Below are 11,985 nucleotides of genomic sequence, written 5' to 3'. Positions count from 1 at the left end.
ACGCCGGAGCGACAGGGAGGAAAATCAATGGATTTCAAGATCAGCAGACGGGGCTTTCTGGCCTCCGGTACCGCGATGGCTGTCGGCGGACTTCCGACGCTTTCTTTCGCCCAGGACGATCTGCCGCCGGTCGAGGAGCGCCTGCCGGAGAACCCGCTCGTAGTGACCCCGAACGAGCGGCCCGGCCAGCAGGGCGGGACGTGGGATCTCGCGCTTGTCGGCGGCGGGTCGCTGTCGATGCTGTTCCGCTACCAGGCCTACGACCCGCTGCTGCGCTGGAACGCGGAGTGGAGCGCGGCCGAGCCGAACGTCGCCGAAAGCTACGAAGTCAGCGACGACAGCACGGTCTACACGTTCAAGCTGCGCCGCGGCCACAAGTGGTCCGATGGTGAACCATTCACCACCGAGGACGTCCGCTTCTGGTTCGAGGACGTGTTCCAGGATCCGGACGCCGGCCTGCCCGGGCAGTCGCACTGGTACGCCGACGGCGAACTCGCCACGCTCGAGATCGACGACGAGGTGACCTTCCGCGTGGTGTTCCCCTCGCCGAATGGCTTCTTCGCCACCAAGATGGCCGACTCCAACGTCGATCAGCTGGTTCGCACGCCTGCGCACTACCTCAAGCAGTTCCACCTCAAGTATAACGAGAACGCCAACGAACTGGCGGCCGAACGAGGCTTCGACAGCTGGATCGCCCTGTTCCAGCGCGAGCATGGCCTGAACGAGGACAACGTCCACTTCCAGAACAGCAAACGTCCGACGCTGAACCCGTGGATGTTCACCTCCGCCCCCGGCGAGGACACCGAGCGTGCCATCGCCGTGCGCAACCCCTACTACTTCAAGGTCGACACCGAGGGCACGCAGCTGCCGTACTTCGACCGGATCAACTATCAGATGGTCTCCGACCCCGAGGTGCTGCTGCTCAAGACGCTGCAGGGCGAGATCGACGTCGAGAACATCTACATCAACACGCCGGTCAACAAGCCGGTGCTCTTCGACGGTCAGGAAAGCGGCGACTATCACTTCTACACGCTGAAGGAGACGGCGGCGAACGTGATGGTGTTCCAGCTCAACCTCAACCACACGAACGAGGTGAAGAACGAGCTGTTCAACATGCGCGACTTCCGCGAGGCGATGTCGATCGCCGTCGACCGGCAGGCGCTCATCGACGCCGTGTTCGTCGGGCAGGGCGCCCCGGCGCAGCCGTCAATCCGCGAGGGCGATCCGCTCTACAACGAACGGCTGGCGACGCAGCACACGGAGTACGACCCGGCCCGCGCCAACGAGATCCTCGACGGCATCGTCCCCGAGAAGGACAGCGAAGGCTACCGCCTGATGAGCGACGGCAACCGCCTTACGATCATCTTCGAGATCGACCAGGTCCGGACCACGTTCCTCGACATGTTCGAGCTGGCGCTGCCGATGTTCCGCGAAGTCGGGATCGACGCGCAGATCCGCACCATGGACCGCTCCCTCTGGGAGGAACGGGTGCGCAACGGCCGCGAGTTCGACGCCACCGCGCACCAGTTCGGGGCCAACGGCGGCATCGCGGCGATGCTCGATCCGCGCTACTTCGTGCCGTTCAACAACAACTCGATCTACGCACCGGGTTGGGCGCTCTACTTCACCGATCCCGAGAACCCGGCCGCCATCGAGCCGCCGGAAGAGGTCAAGGCACAGCAACAGCGGCTCCGCGATCTGCTCGGCACCGGCGATCCGGAGCGGCAGAACGAGATCATGGGCGAGATCCTCGAGAACGCGGCCGACCAGTTCCTCGTGTTCGGTGTCAGCCTGCCGCCCGACGGCTACGGCGTCGTGAAGAACAACGTGGTCAACATGATCGACGAGATGCCCAACAGCTTCGTCTGGCCGACCCCGATGCCTGTGGGAACGGAGCAGCTCTTCAAGGAGTGATCCGGCCCACGACCTCCCGAGCGGGGGCCCGCAATAGCGCGGGCCCCCGGTTCCCCCACGTTTCCCTTGCCTGCCTTGAGGACGATGACGATGCGCGATGATGTCCGCGACGAGACGAGCTCTACCCTGCGAACCGCCGATTGGTATCGCACCGCCACCCGCTGGACCCAGCTGACCCTGGCCGAGGACGATCCCGTCAAGTTCGACCCGCAGCAGTGGATCGACATCTTCCGCGAGACCCGGTCGAACGCGACCTGCCTCTCCGCCGGCGGCTACATCGCCTATTATCCGTCGAAGGTGCCGCTGCACTACGTCAGCAAGTTCATGGACGGCAACGACCCGTTCGGAGAGCTGGTCGACGGCGCCCGGGACCTCGGCATGCACGTCATGGCCCGCGTCGATCCGCACGCCATCCACCAGGACGCGGCCGACGCCCATCCGGAATGGGTCGCCGTCGATGCCGAGGGCAATCCCCGCCGCCACTGGGCCTTCCCCGATGTCTGGGTGACCTGCGCCTACGGCGACTACAACTCGAAGTTCATGCCCGAGGTGGTGAAAGAGCTGGTGCGCGACTACGACATCGACGCCGTCTTCGCCAACCGCTGGCAAGGACACGGAATCTGCTACTGCGATAGCTGTAAGTCAAAATTCCACACCGCGACCGGCCTCGACCTGCCGCGCACGACCTCCGTCGAGGACAAGACCTGGCGCGCATGGTCGGCCTGGCGGCGGGACGTTCTGACCCGCATGGTCATCGACTGGGACGTCGCGGTGAAGGAGATCCGCCCGCACGCCAGCTTCATTCCCAACATGGGCGGCGCCAGCCTGATGGAGTTCGACCTCGACCTCATCAAGAAGCACTGCCCGTTCCTCGTCGTCGACCACCAGGGCCGCCACGGCGCGGAGCCGGTGTGGATGGCCGGCCGCAACGGCAAGCGGATGCGCGCCACGTTCCGCGACCGCCCCGCGATCCTCATCACCTCCGTCGGTCCGGAAGAGCCGGTGCACCGCTGGAAGGACAGCGTGAACACGCCCGCCGAGACGGAGGCCTGGATCGTCAACGGCGCGATGCACGGGATGCTGCCGTGGTTCACCAAGTTCAACGGCGTGGTGCCCGACACCCGCTGGATCGCGCCCGTCGCCGACGGCTTCAAACTGCACGAGACGATCGAGAGCACGCTCGCCGACACGACGCCCGCGACCGAGATCGCCATCCTTGATGCCGCGACGACCCTGCGCCACTGGGATTTCTCCGGCCGGCGCGAGGCGGAGGCCGACGAACTCGGCTTCTACCACGCGCTCGTCGAGGCCGGCCTGCCGTTCGAGTTCGTCTCCGACCAAGCCATGACGCCCGAGATGCTCGACCGCTTCAAGCTCCTGATCCTGCCGAACGCGGTCTGCCTGACCGACGCGCAATGCTCCATGATCGAGGAGTGGGTCGGCCGGGGCGGCAGCCTCCTTGTCGCCGGTGCTTCCTCGACCGAGGACGGTGACGCCAACCCGCGCGACCAGCTCGGCCTCGGCAAGGCGCTCGGCGTGAAGATGACCGGCAAGCCGCGCGGTCCGGTGAAGAACACCTACGTCGCCCTGAACGGCGACCATCCGATCAGCAAGGGTTTCGAGGGCACGACCCGGATCATCGGCGGCACGCGCCTGATGGCGGTGGAGCCGACGGGCGACGCGGAGCAGCCGTTCCTTTACGTGCCCGACTTCCCGGACCTGCCGATGGAAGAGGTCTACCCCCGCGAGGACCCGAAAGGCGCTGCCGTCGTCGCGCGCGAGACAGCCGCCGGGGGCCGCACGGTCCATATTCCGTGGAACGTCGGCGGCACCTTCTGGCACGTGCTTGCCGGCGACCACCAGCGCCTGATCGAGAACGCCGTGCGCTGGGCGCTGAAGTCCGAGCCGGCGGTCGAGGTCACAGGCCCGGCCGTGATCGACGTCGCGGCGCGGGAGGGGGAGGGGGTGACCGCGGTCATGCTCACCAACCTCACCAACCCGATGATGATGAAGGGCCCGATCCGGCAATCCTACCCGGTCGAGAACCAGGTGATCCGTGCCAGGTTGCCCGCAGGCAAGTCGGGTGCGACCGCCCGGCTCCTAGTCTCGGGCGGAGAGGCCCCCGTGACGGTGGAGGGAGAGACGGCCCACATCACCGTGCCCAGCATCGACCTTGCAGAAGTGGTCCGCATCGACTGGTCCTGAGGGACCGCCCGCCGGGGAGGAGGAACTATGCTCGGCTATATCGTGAAACGGGTGTTGCTGATGGTGCCGACGATGATCGGCATCTCCATCATCGCCTTTCTCATCATCCAGTTGCCGCCCGGTGACTACCTGACATCCGTCATCGCACGGATGTCCGATTCCGGACAGGCGGTCGACCCGTCCGAAGTGGCCCGCCTGCGCCGGATCTACGGGCTCGATGACCCGATCATCGTGCAGTACTGGAAGTGGATCACCGGCATCGTGCTGCGCGGCGACTTCGGCTACTCGTTCGAATGGGGCCGGCCCGTGAGCGAGCTGATCTGGGAGCGGATGGCGGCCACGCTCGGCGTGTCCATCGCGGCGCTGCTGTTCGTCTGGGCCGTGTCCCTGCCGATCGGCATCTACTCCGCCGTGCGCCGCCACTCGATCGGCGACCACATCTTCACCTTCTTCGGCTTCCTCGGCCTCGCCATCCCGAACTTCATCCTCGCGCTGACGCTGATGTACGTTTCTTACAAATACTTCGGTCAAAGCGTCGGCGGCCTCTACTCGCCCGAGTTCCAGGGCGAGCCGATGAGCCTCGCCAAGTTCTGGGACCTGCTGAAGCACCTCTGGATCCCGGTGATCGTGATCGGCACCGCCGGCACCGCGTCGCTGATCCGCATCCTGCGGGCGAACCTGACCGACGAGCTCTCCAAGCCCTACGTCGTCACGGCCCGCGCCAAGGGTCTGTCGGAATTCAACGTGGTGATGAAGTATCCGGTGCGCATCGCGCTGAACCCGTTCGTCTCGGCCATCGGCTGGGTGCTGCCGCAGCTGATCTCGGGCGTGACGATCACCGCCATCGTGCTGAACCTGCCGACCGCCGGGCCGATGCTGATCCGCGCGCTGGTCAGCCAGGACATGTACCTCGCCGGCAGCTTCATCCTGCTGATGGGCCTGCTGACGCTCATCGGGATGCTGATCTCCGACCTTCTTCTCGCCGCGCTCGATCCGCGCATCCGCTTCACGTGAGGACGCCATGACCGACGTAAGCCACCCCACGCTCGACCCGCCGATCCTGCCGCCCGACGGCGAGGAGACCGGACCCGCCATCAGCCCCCTGCGTCCCGGCGACGACCCGTCCGAGATCGCGGTCGCCAGCCAGTGGACGCTGATCCGGCACAAGTTCTTCCGCAACAAGGTCGCGGTCGCCGCCGGTATCGTAGTGCTCTTCTTCTACTTCGTCGCGCTGTTCGTCGAATTCCTCGCGCCGACGAATCCGGCCGCCGCGCAGCCGCGCTTCACCTACGCACCGCCGCAGTCGCTGGCCTTCTTCGTCGAAGGCGAGGACGGGCGCGAGTGGCTGCCCCACGTGAAGGGCTACGCGATGGAGGTCGACCCGGAATCGCTGCGCCGCACCTTCACGGTGGACGAGGAGTCGGTGATCCCGATCGGCTTCTTCGTCGAGGGGACGCCCTACGAGCTCTGGGGCCTGTTCCCGATGAACACGCACCTGATCGGCCCGCTCGATCCCACCAAGCCAATGAACCTGCTCGGGACGGACTCGCTCGGTCGGGACCTGCTCAGCCGGCTGATCTACGGCGCGCGGATCTCGATGTCGATCGGCCTGATCGGCGTGGTCTCCTCGCTCGTCATCGGCACCGTGCTCGGCGCGCTGTCTGGCTACTACGGTGGCTGGGTGGACCTCGCCGTGCAGCGCCTGATCGAGATCGTGAGCGCCATGCCGACGATCCCGCTCTGGCTGGGCCTCGCCGCCGCGATCCCGATCACCTGGTCGCCGCTCAAGGTCTATTTCGTCATCACGCTGATCGTGTCGCTGCTCGCCTGGACGTCGCTGGCGCGAGAGGTCCGTGGCCGCTTCTTCGCCCTGAAGAACGAGGATTTCGTGACCGCCGCCATCCTCGACGGCTCGCGCCGCCGTCGGGTGATCTTCCGGCACATCCTGCCCTCGCTGACCTCCCACATCCTCGCCGTCGTCACGCTGGCGATCCCGACGATGATCGTCGCCGAGACCGCGCTCAGCTTCCTCGGCATCGGGCTGAAGCCGCCCGTCGTGAGCTGGGGCGTGCTGCTGCAGGACGCGCAGAACATCCGCACGGTCGCCACCGCGCCGTGGCTGCTGATCTGGCCCTCGCTGGCCGTGGTCGTCGCCGTGCTGTCCTTCAACTTCCTGGGAGACGGGATGCGCGACGCCGCCGACCCGTACGAGACATGATGATGCCCGACGCGTCCGACATGAGACCGGAACAGGACACCGACGTGCTTCTCTCGGTGCGCGACCTGTCCATCGACTACCACCTGCGCACGCACATCCTGCACGCCGTCCGAGACGTCAGCTTCGATCTGAAGCGCGGCCGCACGATGGCGCTGGTTGGGGAGAGCGGTTCGGGCAAGTCGGTGACCGCCCGCGCGCTGCTTAGGATCATCGACACGCCGGCGACGGTGACCTCCGGCACCATCACGCTCACCGGCCCGAACGGGCCCGAGCGGCTCGACCAGCTCAGCGAGACGGGTAAGGAGATCCGCGCGATCCGCGGCGGCCGCATCGGCCTGATCTTCCAGGAACCGATGTCATCGCTGTCGCCCGTGCGCACCATCGGCGCGCAGATCGTCGAAAGCCTCCTGTTGCACCGCGACATGACCAAAGCGCAGGCCAAGGAAGAGACGGTGCGCCTGCTGGAGCAGGTCGAGATCAAGAACCCGCGCCAGATGGCCGACCGCTACACGTTCGAGTTTTCGGGCGGGATGCGGCAGCGGGCGATGATCGCGATGGCGCTGGCCTGCGACCCCGACGTGCTGATCGCGGACGAGCCGACGACAGCGCTCGACGTGACCACGCAGGCCGAGATCATGGACCTGATCAAGCGCCTGCAGGACGAGCGCGGCATGGCCATGCTGATGATCACCCACGACCTCGGCCTCGTCGCCGAGATCGCGGACGAGGTCGCGGTCATGCGCTGGGGCCGCATCCTCGAGCAGGGGCCGGTCGACCGGATCTTCCACGACCCGCAGACCGCCTACACGCAGAAACTGCTCGGCGCGACGATGCGGCTGGAAGAGGGGCGCGACCGCCCCCCGCCGCCGACCGACGGCGCGCCGATCCTGTCCGCGCGGGGCCTGACCAAGGGCTTCGGCGCCCACACTTGGACCGGTCGCCAGAAGTGGGCGATCACCGCCGTCGACAACGTCGACCTCGACCTCTGGCCGGGCGAGAACCTCGGCATCGTGGGCGAGAGCGGCTCGGGCAAGACGACGCTCGGCAAGATGCTGCTGCGGATTACCGACCCCTCGAAGGGCAAGGTGCTCTGGCGGCCCTCCCAAGGCGCCGCGCCCGAGGACGTCACCGCGATGGACCAGGGCGCGCTCAAGACCTACCGCGGTGCGGTGCGGCTGGTGTTCCAGGACCCGTTCGCCTCGCTCAACCCGCGCATGACGGTGAAGCAGGTGATCGGCGACCCGCTGCACGTGTCCGGCAAGGCGCGCGGTCGCGCGCTCGATCAACGGGTGGGCGAGCTGCTGGAGCTCGTCGGCCTCGACCGGTCCGCGATGGAGCGCTACCCGCACGCCTTCTCCGGCGGTCAGCGGCAGCGCATCGGCATCGCGCGGGCGCTCGCCCTCGATCCGCAGATCATCATCGCCGACGAGGCGACGAGCGCGCTCGACGTGTCGATCCGCGCCCAGATCCTCGACCTCCTGCTCGAAGTGCAGGAGCGTCTCGGCCTCAGCTACGTCTTCATCGCCCACGACATCTCCGTCGTGCGCTACTTCTGCGACCGGGTCGCGGTGATGCACCGCGGCAAGGTGGTGGAGACCGGCCCGGCCGAACGCATCTGCACCGCGCCGGACGATCCCTACACCCAGGCGCTGATCTCGGCCGTGCCGAGCCCCGATCCCCGCAACAAGCGCATGTCCCTGCGCACCCGTTTCGAACCCTGATGTCCGATACCGGGCAGCCGTCCGTTCACGCGCGGCTGTCCGGCATCGGACCCAAATCCAAGACCGGACGCCTGTCCGGACCCCGAGGAGGAGGCCCGCTTTGCCCAAGTTCTCTGCCAACCTGTCCATGCTCTACACCGAGCACGGGTTTCTCGACCGGTTCGCCGCCGCCGCGGCGGACGGCTTCAAGGGGGTCGAATACCTCGGCCCCTACGACGAGGAGCCCGACACCGTCGCCAAGGCGCTCGCCGACAACGGCCTGACGCAGGTGCTGTTCAACCTGCCGTCCGGCGACTGGGCGGGCGGAGAGCGCGGCCTCGGCGGCCTGCCGGGTCGCGAGGCGGAGTTCGCCGAGGGCGTCGACACCGCGATCCGCTATGCCAAGGCGTTGGGGTGCGAGCAGGTCAACTGCCTCGCCGGCATCGCGCCCGCGGGGAACGAGGCCGCGCACGAGGCAGTGCTGGTCGAAAACCTGAAGATGGCCGCCGACCGGCTCGGCACCGAAGGGATCCGTCTGCTGCTGGAGCCGATCAACACCCGCGACATCCCCGGCTTCCTCGTCAACGGCACCGATCAGTTCCTGGAAATCGCCGACCGGGTCGGCTCATCGAACCTGTGGCTGCAATACGATTTCTACCACATGCAGATCATGCAGGGGGACCTGATCCCGACCTATCAGGCCCTTCAGGACCGGATCGCCCACGTGCAGATCGCTGACAATCCCGGCCGCCACGAACCCGGCACCGGGGAGATCAACCACCCCTACCTGTTCGAAAGCCTCGACCGGCTCGGCTACGCCGGCTGGGTCGGCGCGGAATACAAGCCCGCCGCCGGCACGTCCGAGGGGCTCGGCTGGATGAAAGGAGCCTGAACCCATGAAGATCGGATTCATCGGACTGGGCGTCATGGGACGCCCGATGGCCGGACACCTGATCGACGCGGGACACGACCTGTCCCTGCACCGCGTCAAGGATGTCTCCCGCCCCCTCGTCGAGAAGGGCGGCACCGAGGCCGCGAGCGCGAAGGAGGCGGCGAGCGGTGCCGACGTGGTGATCCTGATGGTGCCCGACACGCCCGACGTCGAAGAGGTGCTCTTCGGCGAGGGAGGCGCCGCCGAGGGGCTGGGGCAGGGGACGCTCGTCATCGACATGAGCTCCATTTCCCCCGTCGCGACCAAGGAGTTCGCGGCAAGGATCGAGGGCGCCGGTGGCCTCTGGCTCGACGCGCCGGTTTCCGGCGGTCAGGCGGGCGCGGAGAACGCCGCGCTGACGATCATGTGCGGCGGCTCGGAAGAGGCCTTTGGCAAGGCGAAGCCGCTTCTGGAACTGATGGGCAAGCGCATCACCCATGTCGGCGACGCCGGCGCGGGGCAGACCGCCAAGGTCTGCAACCAGGTCATCGTCGGCCTCACCATCCAGGCGGTCGCCGAAGCGCTGACGCTGGCCGAGGCCGCGGGCGCCGATCCGGCAATGGTGCGCGAGGCACTTCTCGGCGGCTTCGCCGACAGCACGATCCTCAAGGTGCATGGCGAGCGGATGCTGAACGAGACCTTCGATCCGGGCTTCCGCATCAACCTGCATCGCAAGGACATGACGCTCGCCGTCGACAGCGCCAAGGCGCTCGACCTCGCGCTGCCGAACACCGCGACGGTGCAGCAGATGATGAACGCCGCGATTGGGCGGGGGGACGGGGACCTCGACCATTCCGCGCTGATCCGCACGCTCAAGGGCCTGTCCGGCCGATAACACCTTCCCCATGGGGAAGCTTCAAGAAGGAAGAACGCCGTGGCCAGCACGCAGCCGCAGGTGCCGTTCGGTGCCGTTTATTTCCGCAAGTCAAACCCACCGCCCGAGGATTGGGAGCGCGATTACGGCATCGCCTCCGAAGACGGGCTGAACACCTTCCGCCACTGGTTCATGTGGTCTGTGATCGAGCGCCGTCCGGGGCAATTCCACTGGGACGAGTGCGACCGCCAGCTCGACCTCGCCGCCGAGAACGGGATGCAGACGGTCATCGCCGAGTTCACGATGGCCGCGCCCGAGTGGTTGCAGCGAGAGCTGTCCCACGCGGTCCAGAAGAAGGCCGACGGCACGACGATGGCCTCCTGCCATTCGCCCTCGGTCGCCGTCGGCGGCTTCGGTCAGGGCCTCGGCGGTGCGGGCGCGCTGACGCTGAACGATCCGGAGGTCCACAAGCGGGTGATGGAATTCCTGACCCGCATGGCCGAGCGCTACAGGGGGCATCCGGGCCTCTTGGGTTACGACGTCAACAACGAGGTCAACTACCAGCCCGACTTCGACCATTCCGATCCGACGAAGGCCGCCTTCCGGCTCTGGCTGAAGGAGAAGTACGGCGACCTCGAGACGCTGGGCGAGGCATGGCGGCGCTATTCCTATGCCGAGTGGGACGACATCGTGCCGCCCCGTTTCGTGCAGCCCTACCCGGAGTGCCTCGACTGGATGGCGTTCCGGCAGGACAATTTCTACGGCCACGTCGCCGACAAGATCGCCACCATCAAGGCCGTCGATCCGGACGCCGCGATCATCAGCCACGGGATCGCCGGTGCGATGACCGCGATGGCCGGGCACGGCTGCAACGACTGGCGCGCGGCGGAACAGGTCGACATCTACGGCTACACCTGGATCGCGGCGCGCAAGGGTAACCAGCCCTGGCGCAACTTCTACGGCGGCGACCTGATCCGGGGCGCGGCGCGGGGCAAGCCCTACTGGCATGCCGAACGGCAGGGCGGCCCCTTGTGGATGCAGTCGCAGGTCCTGGGCCGCGACCGCGATGACGCCCGCGTGGCCGAGGCCGAGGACGTACGGCTCTGGTCGCTCGCGTCCTTCGCCGCCGGGGCGCGCGGCATGATGAACCTGCGTTACCGGCCGCTGCTCGACGGGCCGCTGTTCGGGGCCTTCGGGTCCTACGCGCTCGACGGCTCGCGCACCGACCGCTCGGAGGCCGCCTCCGCCGTCGCCAAGTGGCTGAACGACCCCGCCCAGAAGGACGCGATTGAGGCGAAGCCGGTGCGTGGCGAGGTCGGTCTGCTGGTCGTGCCCGAGACGCAGGCCTTCGACACGGTTCTCTCCGCCGAGGGCGGATTCCAGACCTATTCCCACGCCATGTGGGGCGCCTATCGCGGCTTCTTCGAGCAGAACGTGCAGGCCGACTGGGTTCATGTCGACGACATCGACGCCTACCCGGTGCTCTACGCGCCCTATCCGATCATGTGGCCCGAGGCGATCGCCGCGAAGCTGAAGGCGTGGGTGGAGGCCGGCGGCGTCCTGATCTCGGAGGCCTGTCCGGGCTACTTCGGCGACATGGGCCACGTCGGAATGCATCAGCCCAATTTCGGCTTCGACGAGGTGTTCGGCGCGACCGAGGCGCATGTCGAGTTCATGCCTGACATCGCCGACCGCGACCGCATCCTGTGGAACGGGACGGACCTGCCCTGCGGCGGCTTCCGGCAGGTCTATGCGCCGGCCTCGGGGAAGGGCCTTGCCGAGTTCGACATCGGCGGCACCGCGATGGTCGAGAACGGTTTCGGCAAGGGCCGCACGCTGCTTGTCGGCTCCCACGTCTCGGTCGGCCACTTCCGCGAACGTGAAGCCGGCGGCGAGGGCGCGCCGGCATGGTGGAACGGCTGCCTCGAATGGGCGGGCGTCCCGCCGCGCGTGGCGACCGGAAACGGACATCTGATCGCGCGACTCCACGAGGGGCCGGGTGGTCGGTTCCTGTGGGTCGTGAACCCCTCGCGGGAGGCGCAGTCCGGACAGCTGTCCGTCGACGGACAAGCCGTGACCGGCCGGGCCCTGATGGGCGAGGCGAGCGGGCCGGACGTCACGGTGCCGGGCCGCGACGCGATCGTTCTCGCACTCTGAGGCGAGGCAGCGCGGGGCGGCGAGTGAGACCGCCCCGCGCCCGCCC

At 67.4% G+C, this 11,985-nt stretch carries 8 protein-coding genes; all 8 read left to right on the top strand.

Going from position 1 to position 11,985, the window contains the following annotated elements; all coding sequences use genetic code 11:
- Window positions 1-27 precede the first annotated feature (27 nt).
- Entirely contained in the window at window positions 28-1,914 is a 1,887-nt protein-coding gene (locus tag I8N54_RS13170; RefSeq protein WP_140197297.1) for an ABC transporter substrate-binding protein, read from the top strand.
- A gap of 90 nt (window positions 1,915-2,004) precedes the next feature.
- Complete coding sequence (locus tag I8N54_RS13165; protein ID WP_140197296.1) at window positions 2,005-4,119, top strand: alpha-amylase family protein; 2,115 nt, start codon at window positions 2,005-2,007, stop codon at window positions 4,117-4,119.
- Between the two features lie 27 nt (window positions 4,120-4,146).
- On the top strand, window positions 4,147-5,133 hold the full coding sequence (locus I8N54_RS13160) for an ABC transporter permease (RefSeq protein WP_140197295.1): 987 nt from the start codon (window positions 4,147-4,149) through the stop codon (window positions 5,131-5,133).
- Window positions 5,134-5,140: 7 nt separating this feature from the next.
- Window positions 5,141-6,337, top strand: coding sequence for an ABC transporter permease (locus tag I8N54_RS13155; RefSeq protein ID WP_140197294.1), 1,197 nt, complete (start codon window positions 5,141-5,143; stop codon window positions 6,335-6,337).
- A 2-nt stretch (window positions 6,338-6,339) separates the two neighbouring features.
- Window positions 6,340-8,058 (top strand): ABC transporter ATP-binding protein, encoded by a 1,719-nt coding sequence (locus I8N54_RS13150; RefSeq protein WP_231592759.1) that lies wholly within the window; start codon window positions 6,340-6,342, stop codon window positions 8,056-8,058.
- A 100-nt stretch (window positions 8,059-8,158) separates the two neighbouring features.
- Entirely contained in the window at window positions 8,159-8,929 is a 771-nt protein-coding gene (gene otnI, locus I8N54_RS13145; protein WP_140197293.1) for a 2-oxo-tetronate isomerase, read from the top strand.
- Between the two features lie 4 nt (window positions 8,930-8,933).
- Window positions 8,934-9,803: a 2-hydroxy-3-oxopropionate reductase gene (locus I8N54_RS13140; RefSeq protein ID WP_140197292.1), complete on the top strand. Its 870-nt coding sequence runs from the start codon at window positions 8,934-8,936 to the stop codon at window positions 9,801-9,803.
- A gap of 39 nt (window positions 9,804-9,842) precedes the next feature.
- Window positions 9,843-11,939, top strand: coding sequence for a beta-galactosidase (locus tag I8N54_RS13135; protein ID WP_140197291.1), 2,097 nt, complete (start codon window positions 9,843-9,845; stop codon window positions 11,937-11,939).
- Window positions 11,940-11,985: the final 46 nt, after the last annotated feature.

It is taken from the genome of Pelagovum pacificum, from assembly GCF_016134045.1.
In the GTDB taxonomy this organism is placed as follows: Bacteria; Pseudomonadota; Alphaproteobacteria; order Rhodobacterales; family Rhodobacteraceae; genus Oceanicola; species Oceanicola pacificus_A.
The sequence above is the reverse complement of the archived record's forward strand: the minus strand, read 5'-3'. Positions and strand labels throughout refer to the sequence as shown.

Coding starts and splice junctions, on each gene's coding strand:
- I8N54_RS13140 (WP_140197292.1), top strand. CDS start 8,934: ATGAAGATCGGATTCATCGGACTGGGCGTCATGGGACGCCCGATGGCC.
- I8N54_RS13170 (WP_140197297.1), top strand. CDS start 28: ATGGATTTCAAGATCAGCAGACGGGGCTTTCTGGCCTCCGGTACCGCG.
- I8N54_RS13165 (WP_140197296.1), top strand. CDS start 2,005: ATGCGCGATGATGTCCGCGACGAGACGAGCTCTACCCTGCGAACCGCC.
- I8N54_RS13155 (WP_140197294.1), top strand. CDS start 5,141: ATGACCGACGTAAGCCACCCCACGCTCGACCCGCCGATCCTGCCGCCC.
- I8N54_RS13150 (WP_231592759.1), top strand. CDS start 6,340: ATGCCCGACGCGTCCGACATGAGACCGGAACAGGACACCGACGTGCTT.
- I8N54_RS13160 (WP_140197295.1), top strand. CDS start 4,147: ATGCTCGGCTATATCGTGAAACGGGTGTTGCTGATGGTGCCGACGATG.